This window comes from Methylophaga sp. UBA4204, assembly GCF_002379485.1.
Classification (GTDB): domain Bacteria; phylum Pseudomonadota; class Gammaproteobacteria; order Nitrosococcales; family Methylophagaceae; genus Methylophaga.
On the sequence record NZ_DFTU01000043.1, the window covers coordinates 1 to 18,418 of the forward strand.

General features: G+C 47.1%; 14 protein-coding genes. 11 read left to right on the top strand and 3 right to left on the bottom strand.

Annotated elements, in window-relative coordinates:
- Nucleotides 1-781 (bottom strand): dihydroxy-acid dehydratase (locus tag B3182_RS06015; RefSeq protein ID WP_292751967.1); only part of this gene is annotated, 781 nt, incomplete at its 3' end.
- 122 nt (nucleotides 782-903) lie between these two features.
- On the opposite strand from B3182_RS06015, the gene argA reads away from it, so the two are divergent.
- Nucleotides 904-2,199, top strand: coding sequence for an amino-acid N-acetyltransferase (argA, locus tag B3182_RS06020; protein WP_292358193.1), 1,296 nt, complete (start codon nucleotides 904-906; stop codon nucleotides 2,197-2,199).
- 8 nt (nucleotides 2,200-2,207) lie between these two features.
- Here argA and B3182_RS06025 read toward each other — a convergent pair whose 3' ends face one another.
- Nucleotides 2,208-2,711, bottom strand: a complete 504-nt coding sequence (locus B3182_RS06025) for an RNA pyrophosphohydrolase (RefSeq protein WP_292358195.1) — start codon at nucleotides 2,709-2,711, stop codon at nucleotides 2,208-2,210.
- A 148-nt stretch (nucleotides 2,712-2,859) separates the two neighbouring features.
- On the opposite strand from B3182_RS06025, the gene B3182_RS06030 reads away from it, so the two are divergent.
- The 3 genes from B3182_RS06030 (at nucleotide 2,860) to B3182_RS06040 (ending at nucleotide 6,355) form a co-directional block, all read left to right on the top strand.
- A complete protein-coding gene (locus B3182_RS06030) occupies nucleotides 2,860-3,516 on the top strand; it encodes an HAD family hydrolase (RefSeq protein ID WP_292358197.1) in 657 nt (218 codons plus the stop codon).
- A gap of 46 nt (nucleotides 3,517-3,562) precedes the next feature.
- Nucleotides 3,563-5,005, top strand: a complete 1,443-nt coding sequence (gatB, locus tag B3182_RS06035; protein ID WP_292358199.1) for an Asp-tRNA(Asn)/Glu-tRNA(Gln) amidotransferase subunit GatB — start codon at nucleotides 3,563-3,565, stop codon at nucleotides 5,003-5,005.
- Nucleotides 5,006-5,212: 207 nt separating this feature from the next.
- On the top strand, nucleotides 5,213-6,355 hold the full coding sequence (locus B3182_RS06040) for an FIST signal transduction protein (RefSeq protein WP_292358201.1): 1,143 nt from the start codon (nucleotides 5,213-5,215) through the stop codon (nucleotides 6,353-6,355).
- A gap of 25 nt (nucleotides 6,356-6,380) precedes the next feature.
- Here B3182_RS06040 and gshA read toward each other — a convergent pair whose 3' ends face one another.
- Nucleotides 6,381-7,655 (bottom strand): glutamate--cysteine ligase, encoded by a 1,275-nt coding sequence (gene gshA / locus B3182_RS06045; RefSeq protein WP_292358202.1) that lies wholly within the window; start codon nucleotides 7,653-7,655, stop codon nucleotides 6,381-6,383.
- Nucleotides 7,656-7,933: 278 nt separating this feature from the next.
- Between gshA and pilG the strand changes: the two genes are divergently transcribed.
- From pilG to B3182_RS06080, 7 genes are all read left to right on the top strand, one after another.
- On the top strand, nucleotides 7,934-8,341 hold the full coding sequence (gene pilG, locus B3182_RS06050) for a twitching motility response regulator PilG (protein ID WP_292358204.1): 408 nt from the start codon (nucleotides 7,934-7,936) through the stop codon (nucleotides 8,339-8,341).
- Between the two features lie 6 nt (nucleotides 8,342-8,347).
- Complete coding sequence (pilH, locus tag B3182_RS06055) at nucleotides 8,348-8,719, top strand: twitching motility response regulator PilH (protein ID WP_292358206.1); 372 nt, start codon at nucleotides 8,348-8,350, stop codon at nucleotides 8,717-8,719.
- Nucleotides 8,716-9,264 (top strand): chemotaxis protein CheW, encoded by a 549-nt coding sequence (locus B3182_RS06060; RefSeq protein WP_292358208.1) that lies wholly within the window; start codon nucleotides 8,716-8,718, stop codon nucleotides 9,262-9,264. Before pilH ends, B3182_RS06060 begins: the two co-directional genes overlap by 4 nt.
- Before the next feature lie 24 nt (nucleotides 9,265-9,288).
- Nucleotides 9,289-10,551 carry a methyl-accepting chemotaxis protein gene (locus B3182_RS06065; protein ID WP_292358210.1) on the top strand — a complete coding sequence of 421 codons (1,263 nt, stop codon included), beginning with the start codon at nucleotides 9,289-9,291 and terminating at the stop codon, nucleotides 10,549-10,551.
- Nucleotides 10,552-10,579: 28 nt separating this feature from the next.
- On the top strand, nucleotides 10,580-16,306 hold the full coding sequence (locus tag B3182_RS06070) for an Hpt domain-containing protein (protein ID WP_292358212.1): 5,727 nt from the start codon (nucleotides 10,580-10,582) through the stop codon (nucleotides 16,304-16,306).
- Nucleotides 16,307-16,328: 22 nt separating this feature from the next.
- A complete protein-coding gene (locus B3182_RS06075) occupies nucleotides 16,329-16,814 on the top strand; it encodes a chemotaxis protein CheW (protein ID WP_292358214.1) in 486 nt (161 codons plus the stop codon).
- Between the two features lie 9 nt (nucleotides 16,815-16,823).
- The coding region (locus B3182_RS06080; protein ID WP_292751970.1) for a transglycosylase SLT domain-containing protein at nucleotides 16,824-18,418 on the top strand (1,595 nt) is incomplete at its 3' end.

Consider the following 18,418-nt stretch of genomic DNA (forward strand, 5'->3'; position numbering starts at 1 on the left):
TGGCGATGGCACGAGGTAAGACATCTTCTTCATCATTTTCGTAATAACGTTTTGCCAGATCGACGATACGACGACCTGCTTCCAGAAACAGTTCGCGGCGATCCGCATGTGTCGCCAGTAAGGAACCGTTTCCCGGCAAGGACAAACCAAGCGCTTCTGTCAGACAGTTCATTGAGTTGGCTGTAAACATACCCGAGCACGAACCACAGGTTGGACATGCACTGCGTTCTACCTGAGCAACATCTTCATCACTGACATTGTCATCTGCCGCCTGCACCATGGCATCGACCAGATCAAGCTTGACATCCTGCCCGGCCAATTTGGTTTTACCGGCTTCCATCGGGCCACCGGAAACAAACACTACCGGAATGTTCAAGCGTAATGCTGCCATCAGCATGCCGGGAGTAATCTTGTCGCAGTTGGAGATACACACCAGCGCATCAGCACAATGCGCGTTAACCATATATTCAACAGAGTCGGCGATTATTTCACGCGAGGGCAGACTGTAAAGCATGCCACTATGCCCCATGGCGATACCGTCATCGACCGCAATGGTGTTGAATTCTTTCGCAACACCGCCGACCCGTTCGATTTCACGCGCGACTAACTGCCCCAGATCTTTCAGATGCACATGACCCGGAACAAACTGTGTGAATGAGTTCGCAATCGCTATAATAGGCTTGCTGAAATCATCATCCTTCATGCCCGTAGCTCGCCATAAAGCACGGGCGCCCGCCATATTACGGCCAGCAGTAGAAGTTTTTGAACGATATTCAGGCATTAATACTCTCCAACTGAAATTGAGACTGACGGACGCTCTGCCACAGCGGAACTACATCAGTTTAACCACGAGATTTTACACGCAACTTGGCAAGCGTGGTGAGACTACGATAAAAAGACACTATGAATTCATCATCACAACAACCTGCTGACGCCCATTTCGCGACCACAACCTCGTGGTTCAGAGCGGCTGCGCCCTATATTCATGCCCACAGTGGCGCGACTTTTGTTATCGCTTTTGATGGCGAAACGGTCGCAGCCGATAATTTTGATCATCTGATTCATGATCTGGCCATTCTCAATAGTCTGGATATCCGACTGGTTTTGGTATTCGGTGCCCGCCCACAAATTGAAGCGAAATGTGAAAAGCTTGGTGTAGCAGTGAAATATCATCAAGGCTTAAGAATTACTGATGATGCCAGCTTGCAAATTGCCCGGGCCGTAGTGGGTGACTTGCGTATTGCCATTGAATCAAAACTTTCTTTTGGTCTGCCACATACCCCAATGGCTGATTCACGGATTCGCTGTGTCAGTGGAAATCTGGTTACCGCAAGACCTGCTGGCATTATTGATGGGATTGATCTGGGACATACCGGTGAAGTCAGAAGAATTGATGCCGAAGGTATTCAACAGCAATTGACCAGTGGCAATCTGGTATTGCTGCCGCCTTTGGGATATTCATTAACCGGTGAGATCTTTAACTTATCAGCGGAATCAATCGCAACCGCAGTGGCTACCCGGTTACAGGCTGACAAACTTATTTTTATTGGTCAGAGTAATGAAAATTTACCGCGCGAAATAACCATCCAACAAGCCAGGGATTATGAGCATCCCTCGCTTAATGCTGCCGTTACCGCCTGTAAAGCTGGTGTCAGCAGGGTCCATTTACTGGATCGTTCTGTTGATGGGGCTTTGTTGCAGGAATTGTTCAGCCGGGACGGGGTTGGCACATTGATCAGTGCGACGTCTTTTGAAACAACCCGTCAGGCAAATATTGATGACGTTGGCGGTATTCTGGAGCTTATGCAACCGCTTGAACAAAGCGGTGTATTAGTCAAACGCTCACGGGAATTGCTGGAACGGGAAATTGATCATTTCACCGTGATGGAGCGCGACGGCACTGTCGTTGCCTGTGCGGCGTTATACCCCTACCCGGAAAACAATGCGGCTGAACTGGCCTGTATGGCAATATCATCTGATTACCGCCATCAGGGTCGCGGCAAACAGTTATTAAATATTCTGGAAAAACAAGCCAAAGCCGCCGGCTGGGACACGTTGTATGTACTCACCACACAAACAGCACACTGGTTTATCGAGCATGGCTTTCAGCCGTCTGCAATCAGTGATTTACCGATGCAAAAACAGGCTCTGTATAACTATCAGCGGAATTCCAGTGTCTTTCGTAAACAACTGGTTTAGCCAGATGATCAATCGCGGTTGCCGGCGCGTTTGCGATACTCTGGAAATAACAGCGGCGCGAATTCATGCAGGGCTTTTTCATATACTCGGCGTTTAAAAAACACAATTTCCTCAACCGGAGTCCAGTAATCTACCCAGCGCCAGTCATCAAACTCTGGTTTTTCATGCAGATCCAGCCGCACATCGGTTTCATCACCAGTAAAGCGCATCAGAAACCAGCGTTGCTTCTGTCCGATACATAAAGGCTTGTTACCGTAGCGCAGATAACGCTTCGGTAGCCGATAACGCAGCCAGCCCCGCGTGGTTGCAATCAACTCAACATGCTCACGGCCCAGACCAATCTCTTCCGTAAGTTCACGGAAAGCAGCCTGTTCCGGTGTCTCGTTGATTTTTATGCCGCCCTGGGGAAACTGCCATGAGTCATGCTGAGCACGTTGCGCCCACAACACCTGGTTGAGATCATTGCAGAGGATTATCCCCACATTGGCTCTGAAGCCATCTTTGTCTATCACGGTTCAATCTCTCACCGGGGCAACGGTAAGCAATGGCCGCCGGCACAATAATTTATTTAATAGGTTTAGATTAGTGAATGAGACATGAGGATGCAACGCATTTTGTCTTACAATAGGCGCTCATTTTATCGGGACATGACCAGTTACAATGGCTTTAGCAATATTTGATTTAGACAATACCTTACTCGGCGGTGACAGTGATTATTTGTGGGGGCGCTATTTGGCGGAAAATGCCATAGTGGATCCGCAGAGTTATCACGACACCAATCTGGCCTTTTATAACGACTATCAGTCGGGGCAACTCGATATAAATGCTTTCCTGCAATTTGTGTTTGAGCCTCTGGCTAAAAACAGCATGAAAGATCTGTTGGCATGGCGTGCAGATTATCTGCAACAGAAAATCCTGCCGATTATTCTGCCAAAAGGCCTTGAGTTGATTGAACAACACCGCCAGCAAGGCGATACGTTGTTAATCATCACCGCAACCAATAGTTTTTTAACGACACCTATTGCAGAACTATTGAAAATCGACAATCTGATTGCGACTGATCCTGAAATGCTGGATGGACGCTATACCGGAAAAGTTTTCGGCGTACCGTCATTCCAGCACGGTAAGGTAGAACGTCTGCAACATTGGTTGGATGAACATCAGCAGGATCTTGCAGGAAGTTATTTTTATAGCGATTCGCATAATGATCTGCCGTTGCTGGAGCAGGTCGATACACCAATCGCCGTGGATCCTGACGACAAACTGGCCGAAGTTGCGCGACAACGTGACTGGAAAATCCTCAGTCTGCGTGAATAATTGCTACAATTCGGGGTTTTAATCACTTAAATTCAGGCCGTCAATTATGGAATGGGAAGTTGTTATCGGGTTAGAGATCCACGCCCAGCTTGCAACCAAATCAAAAATTTTCTCCGGAGCAGCGACTGCTTACGGCGCGGCGCCAAACACTCAGGCGTGTGCCGTTGATCTGGGTTTACCGGGTGTATTGCCGGTATTAAACAAAGAAGCAGTGCGCATGGCCGTTAAATTCGGCCTTGCCGTTGATGCTGAAATTGCTGACCGCTCAGTTTTTGCCCGCAAAAACTATTTTTATCCTGATTTACCTAAAGGCTACCAAATCAGCCAGTTTGAATTGCCAATCGTTGGCAAAGGTCAAATCAGCATTGAAATGGAAGACGGCAGCGAGAAAATTGTCGGCATTACCCGCGCCCACCTTGAAGAAGATGCCGGTAAGTCCCTGCACGAGGATTTTCATGATCAGACCGGTATCGATTTGAATCGTGCTGGTACACCATTACTGGAAATTGTTTCCGAGCCGGATATGCGCAGCGCTAAAGAAGCTGTGGCCTATATGAGAAAAATTCATTCTCTGGTGCGTTATCTGGAAATCTGTGACGGCAATATGCAGGAAGGTTCTTTCCGTTGTGATGCCAACGTATCCATTCGCCCCAAAGGTCAGGAAAAATTCGGCACCCGCGCTGAACTGAAAAACATTAATTCATTCCGCAATGTTGAGCGCGCTATCAATATCGAAATTGAGCGGCAGATTGATGTGATCGAATCTGGTGGTACAGTCGTTCAGGAAACCCGTCTGTATGACGCCGATAAAAATGAAACCCGCTCCATGCGCAGCAAAGAAGAAGCTAACGACTACCGTTACTTCCCAGATCCGGACTTATTACCTGTGGTACTTGATGAAGGACTGCTGGAACAGGTCCGTGCTACGTTGCCCGAATTGCCAAATGAAAAACGTGATCGTCTGATCAGTGAAATGGGCTTATCCAAATATGACGCCAGCGTGCTGACCAGCAGTCGTGAACTGGCCGATTATTTTGAAGCGGTGCTGGCGGCGACAGGAAATAAAGATCCTAAACAATGCGCCAACTGGGTAACCGGTACTCTGTCCGGCGCGCTGAATAAAGCTGGTCTGGAAGTCACCGAATCTCCAGTATCTGCTGAACAGCTTGGCAGCGTTTTATTACGTATTCAGGACAACACCATCTCTGGCAAAATTGCCAAACAAGTATTTGAAGCCATCTGGAATGGGGAAGGCGCTGACGCCGATGCGGTCATCGAATCCAAAGGTCTGAAGCAGGTCACCGATATTGGTGCCATCGAAGCGATGATTGATGAAGTGATTGCTGCTAATCCGGAACAGTTACAGCAATATCGTGACGGTAAAGAGCAGTTATTCGGCTTTTTTGTAGGACAGGTGATGAAAGCCTCAAAAGGCAAAGCCAATCCCGCTCAGGTCAACGAGATCCTCAAACAAAAATTGGCTGGTTAAGCTTTTTACAATGAACTCGAAAGCCCTGACGCAGGATAGGTGCTCAGGGCTTTTTTATGTGCCAGATTTGTGCAAATCAGTTCACATTTTGGATTAAGCTACTCCCAGTATTCGACAATCTGATGTAGTATCGGCTGATGTTTTTTGAACACGCATAACAAGGATGCTAATGATTCATTTAAAATTCAGGATGTTGGGCCTACTAAAATGAAGTTTGTACAGGAACATTTACCTACCAAAACCGGTTTGAACAAACTCTCCTCAACATCGTCGTTGAGTGATGCAAACTGGGTCCTGGTCTTCGGCTCGGTTAACCGTTTTAGCGAACGTAACTTCGCCAGTCAATTACAGAAACGCTATCCCAAAGCCCAGATTATCGGCTGCACCACCTCCGGTGAAATTACCGGTGACGGCGTGTTCGATGACAGCGTGCACATCACAGCCATGCAATGGCAGAAAAGCGAGCTACGCTTTATCTGTAAACCGGTGAACAGCATGGAGCAATCACATGCATTAGGTGCGCAGATAGCTAACGAATTAGTCGCGCCAGATTTGAAAGGCGTGTTTGTCCTCAGTGACGGTCTGAACGTAAACGGCTCGGAACTGGTGGAAGGTCTGCAGGAAGTACTCCCTAATACCCCTATTACCGGCGGACTGGCTGGCGACGATGCAAAATTTACCAAGACCCTGTTACTGAATAATGATCAAATCAAGGATCGCATTGTGATTGCCGTCGGCATATACGGTAAAGATGCCATTGTAACCAGTGGTGCACTGGGAGGCTGGAAACCTTATGGGCCACCTCGACGCATTACCAAAGCCATCAAAAATGTGGTTTATGAAATGGACAATAAACCCGCCTTGCCACTTTACAAAATGTATATCGGCTACTACGCCAGCGAATTGCCCTCTTCGGGTCTGAATTTTCCGTTTGCCATCATGGATGATAAAAACGTCAATGTGATTCGAACATTGCTGTCGATTAACGAAAAAGACAACAGCATGACTTTTGCCGGCAACATTGCTGAAGGCTCAACCGTCCGTTTTCTCAAATCTGATCACGATCAACTGGTTGCTGGTGCCAGTGAGGCCGCGAGACAGATTTTATTGAAGAAAGTGGATATTAACGATAAGGCATTAGCCATCTGTGTCAGTTGTGTTGGACGCAAACTGGTGATGGAAGATCAGGTTTCAGATGAAGTCTATGCGGTGCAGCGTCTGCTGGGGATGCAAACTGGCATTACCGGTTTTTACTCTAATGGCGAAATCTGCTCCGGAGAAGATGATAGTCACAGCCTGTTGCATAACCAGACTATGACTATCGCCTATTTAAGCGAACATAACTCCTGAGACTAAACTGGCATTGGCATAACGCCTATGCCAGTTCTCTTGCAGCGGCGAGCAGGGCCAGCCGGGCAATCACACCGTAAGCATAAAAGCGATTAGGTTCTGCATCAGGTTTATCAAATTTATCCGGTGTAATACAGGATTGGGCAAACGCCAACGGTTCGAAATGCATACCTGGAGCATTGAGGTTCTCATCCACGCCTCGCCCGGTGTGCACACGATAAAATCCGCCGATAACAAAGTGATCCATCATATAAATTACCGGCTCAGCAACCGCTTCATCCTCTCCCAGCGTTTCGAAAGTATAGACTCCTTCCTGAATCAACACGTTATCCACCACCAGCCCCTCTTTGGCTGAGGACATCTTGGTACGCTGTTTACGGTTCAGGTTCAATAATTCGTCTGCACTTTTCACCATCATAATGCCCATTCCATAGGTACCTGAATCGGCCTTAAGAACCACAAACGGCTCTCGGTCTATGCCGTATTGATCGTATTTGTTCTGTATAGCGGTTAGCAGTGTATTGACGTTACGTGCCAGACATTCCATGCCATTACGTTCCATGAAATTGACTTCACCACATTGCAGACTCAGTGGTGAAACCAGCCATGGATCAATGCCAATCTGTTCAGCAAATGCATGGGCCACCATCGCATAGTGGGTAAAATGATCTGACTTTTTACGGGTTGACCAGCCGGCTTTCAATGGTGGTGCCAGCTCCTGTTCCAGATTTTCCAGAATCGCTGGTTGCCCGCCTGACATATCATTATTCATTAACACCAGACAGGGAGAGAAATCGCCAATGGCAACTCGATTACCCTGACGCTCTAATGGTGAAATTTCACAGATTTTGCCCGAAGGAAGCTCAACCGTTATCGGTTCCTTAATATCATCGCGCAAACTGGCAATACGTGCTTCCAGACCGGCTTTTTCGAAAATATCCCTTAAGGTTTCTACACTTTCAAGATAAAAAAGATTTCGTGTGTGGTTTTCCGCAATAATCAATACCCGCCGGGCTTTGGGACAAAGTCTTTCAACAGCTGCCTGTGCAGCCTGCACACATAGCGGCATAAAAGAAGGATTCAGGTTATTAAAGCCTGCAGGAAATAAATTGGTATCAACGGGCGCCAGTTTAAAACCAGAGTTTCGCAAATCTACCGAAGCATAAAAAGGCGCCGGCGTTTTTAGCCATTGCTCTCGCAACCAGCACTCGACATCGGCCTGCCGCTCCAGTAAATGCGCTTCCAGTTCCAGTAAAGGCCCGTTCAGGGCAGTAGTAAGGTGCGGTACGGCTGATGTCATGATGAACTCTCTGAATCAATAAAAATGAGGATGACGGGGTTAGAGTCTGTTTATCTCTCATCGCCGACAGTGGTGTCAATGAAAGATTAACAGAGCCTAGTTACTGTGATATGGGACACAGATCGGATATTTCAAGTCATACATACTCTGCCATGCGTTTATAAATGAGGGAATAACAGACCTTAACATCGAAAGTAGTCACTAGCCTGACGATCAAAAATGGGTTATCTTCAAGGCTGATTTTAATCGAATGTTTCAGGCTGTAGGTACAAATGACCGTGAGTGAGACTTTATCAGAATTTTCAGGCCTTAAGGTGATGGTCATCGATGACAGCAAAACGATTCGCCGCAGTGCCGAATCCCTGCTGCAGAAAGCAGGTTGTGAGGTTCTTACCGCGGACAATGGTTTTGAGGCGTTGCCTATAATCAGTGGGCAGCATCCCGATATCATCTTTATCGATATCATGATGCCGCGTCTGGATGGCTATCAAACCTGTGCCTTAGTGAAAAACAATCCTAAATACCGCGATATTCCGGTGGTAATGCTATCCAGCAAGGATGGATTGTTTGACCGCGCAAAGGGGCGGGTTGTTGGCGCAGAACAGTATCTGACAAAACCTTTTACCCGCGATGATTTACTGGATGCGATACGGACGCATTTGTTCGACAAAAACAAGGACGCTTAGGTTTATATGGCTTTAATCTTAATAGCCGATGACTCGCCAACTGAAGTGTATGTGTTACAGAAAATGTTGGAAAAAAATGGTCATGAAGTGATTGTGGCCACAGATGGTGAGCAGGCAGTTGCAATGGCGCAATCTCAAATGCCTCAATTAATTTTGATGGATGTGGTTATGCCCGGTTTAAATGGTTTCCAGGCGACTCGCAGATTAACGAAAGACGCCGCCACATCGCATATTCCAATTGTTATTGTGTCCTCCAAACATCAGGAAACTGATCGTATGTGGGGCATGCGACAAGGCGCCCGGGGCTATCTTGGCAAACCCGTCGCCGAGAATGACCTGATAGTACAGATTAACGAATTAGTGGAAATCTCAGCATGACCACGATGGACAACCCGGCAGATATCATTGCCACCCTTAAGGATATTGAGCGACGCAGTCAACAGCGTATGGCGGGCTTATCGCAGCAGGATAATATGGAGGGCGCCTGGACAGCCATCGGCTTCCGTCTGGAAAATTTACATCTGCTTATTCCCCTCAGCCAGTCCCGAGAAGTTTTCCCGCTACCACTACAGATTACCCCTGTTCCTAAATCACAGCCCTGGGTCGTTGGCATAACCAGCCTGCGTGGCGATCTTTTACCGCTAATCGATTTGAACCTGTTTTTGCATGGTAGCTCTAGCCCACCGGATAAACGCAAACGCGTTATTGTTTTGAACCACCCTGAGTTTTTCACTGGATTGATAGTGGATGAGGTTTTCGGTCTAAAACATTTCCAACGCCAACCTGAACCGGCAGATGCAAGACAGCACTTACATCTTAAACCGTATCTGCAGGGTCGACTTTACCAGCAAGAAACCTATTGGCACGTATTCAGCCTGCTTAAACTGGCTGAAGACCCAAAATTTTTGAATGCAGCCGCTTAACGATTTTATTTCAGGACATGCCCTATGAACGCCACCAGTAAACTGTTTTTTTCTTCGCTGCTCAGCGGCAAAAATCTGTTTTACCTTATCTTGATAATTCTTTTCAGTGGCTTGACGCTCGCCGGTATCTGGTTATTGGTGTCCGGACAATATGTTCTGGTTTATCCCGATCCACTGGTAACAGCTGCAGTCAGTGGTCTAAGCGTCATTTTGGCGGTGATATTCGCGTTGATGGTGGCGTATCAACCATTGCGTAAAATCAAACAATCCATGGATGAAATGGAGTTACAGAACCGCCATAACCAGGATGCGATTTTGCGCCTACTGGATGAAATGGGCGATCTGGCCGATGGTGATCTGACCGTCACCGCGACCGTCACGGAAGACATTACCGGTGCGATAGCCGATTCCGTGAACTACACTATCGATGCATTACGCAGCCTGGTGGCCCAAATCAACTCAACTACCTTACAGGTTGCTTCTGCAGCACAGGAAACCCAGGCTACGGCCTTACATCTTACCGATGCCAGTGAACATCAGGCGCAACAGATTTCCGAAGTCAGCTCGGCCATTACCCAAATGGCAGCTTCTATCGAACTGGTGTCTGAAAACGCCACACAGTCTTCTGAAGTTGCGAAACAATCGGTAAGTCTTGCCGTACAAGGTAATGGTGCGGTGAAAAAGGCTATTCATGGAATGGACACCATTCGCGAACAGATTCAGGAAACATCCAAGCGGATGAAACGTCTGGGTGAAAGTTCGCAGCAAATCGGTGAAATCGTTGAACTAATCAATGACATCGCAGAACAAACCAATATTCTGTCCTTGAATGCGGCGATTCAGGCCGCTATGGCCGGTGAAGCCGGTCGTGGTTTTGCGGTAGTTGCCGATGAGGTTCAGCGACTGGCGGAACGTTCAGGCAGTGCCACTCGCCAGATTGATGCGCTGGTACGTACCATTCAAAGTGACACCAGTGAAGCCATCAGTTCCATGGAACAAAGTACCGCTGAAGTGGTTTCCGGAGCACGCCTGTCGCAGGATGCCGGTGCCTCGCTGGAACAAATTGAAACCGTTTCTCAGCAATTAGCCGAACTGATTAACAATATTTCCAGCAATGCAAAACAACAGGCTACAGCAGCGATTGGGACTTCAGAAAATATGAGTGTGATTCAGGAAATCACCATGCAGACGTCAACCGGTACCAATGAGAGTGCGGCGGCGATCGGCAGACTGCTTGAACTGACAAATGAACTGCGTAAGTCAGTCTCTGGTTTCAAATTACCCTGATGCAGCCTGAGCTGGTGGAGAAGCGACTATGACCCAATCCAGAGGCAACTACAATGCTCTGACATGGCTGCAGGATGAATTGCAGAAGTCTCTCGCTGCGTCATTACAATCGGTTCAGACCTATATTGATGATCCGCAACAGTCAGAATCGCTGAGCCGTTGTGTAGAGCATCTTTATCAGGTGAACGGTACGCTGGAAATGCTCAATCTGGACGGCGCACAGATGCTTGCGGCTGAAATGCAGTCCATTGCGGGTTATATGCGTTCATTCCCGGATGATAAACAAAATTCAGCATTGGAAACGTTAACCCGTGGCTTGATTCTGTTGCCGACGTATTTACAGAAAGTGAATGAGAAGTTTCCAGACAATGCTTTGTGTCTGCTGGACTCAATAAATGAATTAAGACTATTGAGAGATAAACCCGCTATTGCTGAAACCGATGTGTTTGCCCCGGATTTATCCATCAGCCTTCCGGACAGTATTGCCCCTAACCCGGCTCACACGGCTCCCCCGCTAGAGCTGGAAAGACATAAAATAGCACACGTATTTCAACACTTGCTGTTGACCTGGATGCGCGAACAGGACGATAAAAGTCTGCGTAAGATGCGGGGTATTCTGCGACATTTACGGCTGCAATGTTTGCAGGAAAAAACCGCGCTGTTCTGGTGGGTCGCTGAGGCTCTGCTCGAAGGTCTTGCACACCGAGGCATCCGCGATGATTCCAGCGCCAAACAACTTATTGGCAAAATGGCTTCGCCAATTCGACTGGTCTGTGAAGGTGATGAGAATTCATTACTGGCCGGTTATCCTGAAACCCTGCTGAAACAGTTACTGTTACTGGTTGCCCGCTCAAGCAGCTATGGCCCTTTAGTTACCGGAGTAAAAGCGCATTTTGGGCTGACATTCTACGATCAGGCTTCACAATTAATTGGTCACAGTGACGCAGCATTACAGGAAGCGCAAAATGCTCTGCTCGAGCAACTTGAAGAACTGAAAGAGCGTATCAGTCAGTTTGATACGGCCGAAGACCAGGCCGATGAGGCTGTAAACGATATTAGTCTGCAACTACTGAGCATGGCGGATACGCTGACACTTTTACAACATCAGACGCAAAGTGATTTTTTACATAAACAACATACAGCACTGCAGAAATGCCTGGCGACTGATAAGTCCTATCACGATCAACTGACCAGTCTGGCTGATGACTTATTGCAAATCGAAGCCTTACTCAGAAAAACCGATGCCACAGACGCGATTCATCGTCAGTTACAAAAAACCGTATTAACCGAGTGCCTTAATGAGTTGGCCAGTGTTAAAGAACTGTTGATTCTTCAATCAAATCATCAGGCGGACAATGATGAAACAACTCAGCAAAACCTGGCAAATAGCCTAAACATGCTGGCCGGCAGTCTCGATGTCCTGGATATCGGTAAAGCATCACAGCTGTTTTCATCATTGGCAACTAAGTTCAAGGATGATGCTTTATCGATTAATACTCCCAAAGCTCAACAGGATATGGCCGAAATATTAGCGTCGGCAGAAATCTATCTGGAAAATCTGCACCGAACCGGTCAGGCCGATGAAAATATTCTGCAAACAGCTCTTAGGACGTTGCAAAATTTTGGGCAAAGCATTAAACAAACTGATGAATTGCAGCTATCCGAGATTAATTTTTCTGCCGATAAGTCCAGTGAGGATGATGTTAGTGCTGAAAATGAGAAGTTAAGCTCGGTTGATTTGTATATCAAAGCGCTCGAAGATAACACAGCAGATATTGACGCCTCTCAGCTCAGCATCGCTCCACCGGATCAGGAATCTTTTGCAGCGCATGACATCAGCTACTCAGAAGAACAAGTTGAAGCGTTAGAGCTGCCTGAGATTAATTTTTCTGCTGAAAATTCCAGTGAAGCCCCCGCTGAAAAAGCTGAACCTCTGAAATTGAGTTCTGTCGATTTATATATCAAAGCGCTTGACGACAGGGAAACTGATACTGAAACTTTGCAGTTCGAAGATTTCAAGCCGTCTGTTGTAGACCTCAGCGAGGATGTCCCTGCAGATGAACCATTGGAGTTAGAGGATTATCAGTTAACGGACATCCACTTTGATCAGGAAGAATCCGAGGCCACCAAATCAATTGCTTTTGAAGAACCAACATCTTTTTCTGCTGAAGCTGCCGACTCCTCCGAAAGTAGCAATAACTATATCTCCGGGAATTGGCAATTTGAAGAGCATATTAATCCTGAAATCGCTGAAGTTTTTGTTGAAGAGGCCAATGAAGTTTTAGACGATTTGCAGCAACTACTGCCTATTTGGAGTGAAACTCCGGAAAATGGCGATCTGCCAACCATCCGCCGTCATTTTCATACCCTAAAAGGCAGCGGGCGGATGGCTGGTGCAACTACCATTGCCGATATGGCACAAGCAGTAGAACATTTATTAAATCAGATTTTAGAAGATGCTTTACCTGTTTCGGATGAAATCATGGCGTTAGTCATGGAAGCCGTTCCGGAAGTTAGCGACTGTTTACATTTATTCACCCAGGCACAATCTGATTTCACTGAATCTGCAGCAGCATTAACCATACTGGCCAAACAACTCACTGAACAGGAAAGTGTGTTGGATAGTGCAGATGAAGAGGACGAAGACAAAGCTTTACGAGACATTTTCTATCAGGAAGCAGAACAGCACCTGCAAAACCTATTTGCTGAAACAGCTGTTTTACAAGTCGGCAAAGTCATTAATAAATCCATGCTCAGTGCAGCGCATTCTCTCAAAGGCTGTGCCAATATTGCCGGTGTCAAACCCGTCGCCATCATTGCCACCCAGCTCGACCAGACTTTCCGTAATCTTTACCACCAGCAACAAACGTTCACTGAAGAATCAATCAGCGAATTGAATGACATCGTCATGGAATTGAGTCAGTTGTTGCAGGCTGTAAAAACAGGGGAAGATGAGCCGGATATTCGCTTGCTGGATCGGCGAATTTTTGAACTTTGTCCGCAAAAGTCAGAACAAAGTCACACTGCGCGACTGGACCCGGAACAGTTGGTCAGCTTCCTTGAAGAGACTGATGCCCTCCTTAATGAGTACAGCCAGCAACTTGCTGCATGGCAGCAAACGGATAGCGAGCCTCCCCTAGCGTTACAACAGACATTAAATACGCTCGCAGAAAATGCCGAAAATAGCGTACTGCCTCAACTGGCAGCCCTTTATCAGTTAATGCAACGCCTTATCTCGCATCCTCAAAGCCGAAGCGAGAATTTAAAAGCCCTGCTTGATGAAGCGTTAGAAATTGTTAATGATCAGATTGAGGCGCTGATACAGCATAAGACACCAGCCGATTTCACCCTCTTCCGTGAACAGATTCGTGCCACTTTGACAGCTTTTGACAGTGTTTCCACGGTTGAGGTCGATCCGGAAATTCTGGAAGCGTTTACCGAAGAGGCTGCTGAATTATTAGTATCAACTGATCGTGCTATTAAACAATGGCAATCTGAGCCGGAAAATCCAGCAGGCCCTATGCAGTTGCAACGTGATTTGCACACCCTAAAAGGTGGTGCAAGACTGACTGCAACCATGGCTATGGCGGATTTAACTCATCAAATTGAAACATTGGTGCTGTCCGTTACCGACCAGCAGGAAACGCCGGACGATGGTTTTTTCAGTTTGCTGCAACGCTGCCAGGATCGGCTGACCGAAATGCAGGAACAGCTGGCGAACCGGTCTGACATTCCTGCAGCCATTGATTTACTGCAGGAAATTCAACAGTATTCCGGATATGTACCGGCAGATATTGATAATAGAGATACGTTGCCGCAATCAGCTTCGACTGTTGAGCAACTTCCCGCCGAAACCAGCAGCTTTAATAAGGCTCCAGCTGATACCGCTAAATCCAGCAGCTCACAAAGCTCGGAAAAAATCAGGGTACGAGCAGACCTGTTGGATTATTTGAGCAATTTTGCCGGTGAAGTCAGCATCACCCGCGATCAGGTAACCCAGCAGCATGGTGTCATGCATCAGCAGCTTGAGGAAATGGAAGAAACCGTTTCCCGCTTACAAGAGCAATTACGCAAACTGGAAATAGAAACCGAAACCCAGATCCTGTATCGCTATGAAGACACTGTTCAGGATACCAACACTGAATTTGATCCATTGGAACTGGATCGGTTTTCGACTATCCAGCAGTTATCACGCAGCCTGACCGAAACCGTTAACGACTTGAATAATATCAGTCGTTCAATGGGTAACCTGATGCGTGAAACCGATATTTTGCTACTGCAGCAATCCCGGCTGAATACTGATTTACAGCAGGGCTTGATGCATACCCGCCTGCTGCCATTTAATTCGATAGTGCCGCGTCTGGAACGGATAGTCCGTCAAACCAATAGTGAATTAAATAAACAGTCCCAATTACTGGTCAGTGGCGCAGATTTGGAACTGGACCGTACTATCCTGGATCGGCTGGTGGCACCGATAGAACATATTCTTCGCAATGCTATCGCTCATGGGCTGGAAACTGCCGACGAACGTTCACAACAAGGAAAACAGCAATCGGGTCGGTTACAGATCGACATGCAACGTGAAGGCTCGGAGGTCGTCATCACCATAGCTGATGATGGTCAGGGGCTGAATATTGAAAAAATCAAACAGCGCGCTATCGCACAAAACCTGATTGATCCAAATAACATTCCTAATGAACAGACACTGATCCAGTTGATTCTGACATCGGGGTTCAGTACTGCCGACACTATCTCTCAATTAGCCGGTCGTGGCGTCGGTATGGATGTTGTCAGTAACGAAATCCGGGCACTGAAAGGTCGTTTATCAATCAGTTCACAACCTGGTAAAGGCACTCAGTTTCACCTGCGGCTGCCATTAACTTTGTCGGTTATGCAGGCATTGTTGATTTCGGTTAATCAACAGCAGTTTGCTGTGCCGCTATCAGCTGTCAACGCCGGTGAGCGTATCAGCATACAGCGTATTGGCGAATTGATGGCTCAGCAGAAGCCTACCTATACTTTCCATGGCGAAAATTATGACTTTATTCCACTCGGAAACCTGCTTGGTCAGCCTTTAAACCTGCTGGAAAATCTGTCGCACCAAATGCCGTTACTGTTATTCCGTAGCGGTGATATCAAAATTGCCCTGGCCATTGACAGTATTGATAGCAATCGGGAAATCGTTATCAAATCAGTCGGACAGCAGCTCGGACAAATCAGTGCGATCAACGGCGCAACTATCCTGGGGGACGGTCGGGTTATTTTTATCCTGGACATTCCAACACTAATCGAGGATTACCAGGCCCCCTCCGGTACAACTAACCTGCAGCAGGCCAGTGAGAGCTTTAAGCAAATCGAAGAAAATCGTAATCCACTGGCAATGATTGTGGATGATTCAATTACCATGCGTAAGGCAACGGAAGGCCTGTTAACCCGTCTTGGCTTTGACGTGGTGACAGCGAAAGACGGTGTTGATGCACTGGCTCGATTATACGAACAAACACCCGATATCGTGTTGCTCGATGTGGAAATGCCTCGAATGGATGGCTTTGAATTCGCCTCGATTATTCGTAACGATTCGCAATTCAAACACTTGCCAATCATTATGATCACTTCTCGTACCGGGGATAAACACCGTCAACGCGCGATGAGCATTGGAGTGAATGCCTACCTTGGTAAGCCCTATCAGGATGATGAGTTGATTATTTCGATGAAACAACAACTCGCCTATAAATATCCTAACGAAAAGCGTTGAGAAAAACTCACAAAAGGCAATTATGCAGAAAGAAAAAGATTTTATTCATTGCATGTTGATTCCATTACGGCAGCATTATTTATTGTTACCGAACCCAACGATTGCCGAAGTTATTCCGCTGCCGCGTCTGACTGATAGTGATATCAACTCATCCTGGTGTATCGGCCAGTTTTTCTGGCGTGATCTGCCATTAGAAGTGATTGATTTGGAAACGCTGATTGGAAGTGGCCAACAAAACAACCGCCAAATCAATAAACTATGTGTGATCAACGGCATCAACAGCGACGCTAAAATCAAACATTATGCAGTTGCCTGCTGTGGCGCGCCTCAACTTATCACCATTAATGAAACTGCTCTGCAACCCACGCATGATATTGTCGATTCGGACTGGCTTCACTGCCAGATTAAGATCGGATCCAATGTCGCTTTTATTCCAAAACTAGACAATATTGAAACTCATCTGCAAAACAGCTTGTCGGGTAATACAATCTCTGACAATTTGCTTTAAGATACCGGCATGAAAAATCAAATTCGCATTGCAATATTGCTGATGCTTGCCGTTTTTTTGCCTATTCAGGCAGTGACTGCAGCATCTGACATCAATCAACAGCGCAAGCTTTATCAGCAAGCCAAAAAAGCGCTGCAAACACATCAGCTGACTCAGTTTCGTCAACTCCAGGATCAACTGGAAGGTTATCCGTTGCAGGAATATCTGGACTATTTATATCTGCAACATCGTATAAACGATACCGAAGCAGCAACCATCAAACGCTTTCTGCAAACTCGTGAAGACAGCTTTTTCAAGGCGCGCCTGCGCGGCGCCTGGCTGGACAAACTGGCAGACAATAAACAATGGCATCAGTATCTGGAGTTTTATCAAGCGCCTCAGTCGGCAGCACGTGAATGTCATTATGCCCGGGCATTAATCGCTACCAATCAACAACAGGCCGCTGCTGAAGCATTCGAAAAACTCTGGTTGGTTGCCGCCTCGCAGGACAAGGCATGTGATGCCGTTTTTCATCATGCAGAACAGCGTGGTTGGTTAACGGATGAATTACGCTGGCAACGGCTGCTACTGGCATTACGCAACCAGCAATTTGCTCTGGCTAACTATCTTGCCAAAACGGTAAAACAGAGTGCAACCGCCCAGGCCTGGACAAAACGCTGGGAAGATATTCATACAAACCCTGTCAGCTTGCTGTCTCAGTTACCGGCCCAGGCACCTGCTCAGGGAGTCTCTCTGGCACAGGATGTTGATATGGCCAGGGAAATTATTGTTTATGGCCTGAAACGTTTAGCCAGAAATGATCCGGCTAAAGCCCACTATCACTGGACACGTCTGGAAAACAGTTATCAGTTTTCTACTGATGAACGCCATGATGTTCAGGGCAGCATTGGACTTTGGGCCGCGTTGGATCGTGACGATAAAGCACTTTATTATTATGGTGATACCCCAAATCATCCATGGCGTGTTCGTGCAGCCTTATGGCAACAAAACTGGCCTGAAGTACAAAAAGCTATCGCCAGCCTGGATGAACAAACACGTCAGGAAACACGCTGGCAATATTGGCTTGCCAGAAGTCTGGCAGAACAGGGCCAACGCACTGAAGCCGAAGCAATATGGCGCACATTGGTGGATGAGCGTGATTTTTATGCCTTTCTGGCAGCAGATAAAGTTGATGCTGACTATGCAATGAATCACCATCCTATTGTCGCTGAGCCCCAATACAGCGAGTCGATTCTCTCCATGGACAGCGTACAACGCATGCGTGAGTTCTATCTGCAGGATGAGTTACTTGATGCCCGACGTGAAGCCTATTTTCTGCAACAAACATTGACTCCACGGGAACTACAGATTGTTGCCACGGAAACCCATAAGTGGGGCTGGCACAATCAAACCATTGCCTTGTTAGGCACTGCACGCTACTGGGATGCATTGGATTTACGTTTTCCGGTGCTTTACGACACTGAAATGCGGCAGGCCAGTGCTGATGTAGGAGTAGATGCTTCGTGGTTACTTGCCATTGCCCGGCAGGAAAGTGCTTTTAATTCCAGAGCGCGCTCACATGCTGGCGCAATGGGGTTGATGCAGGTCATGCCCGCTACTGGTAA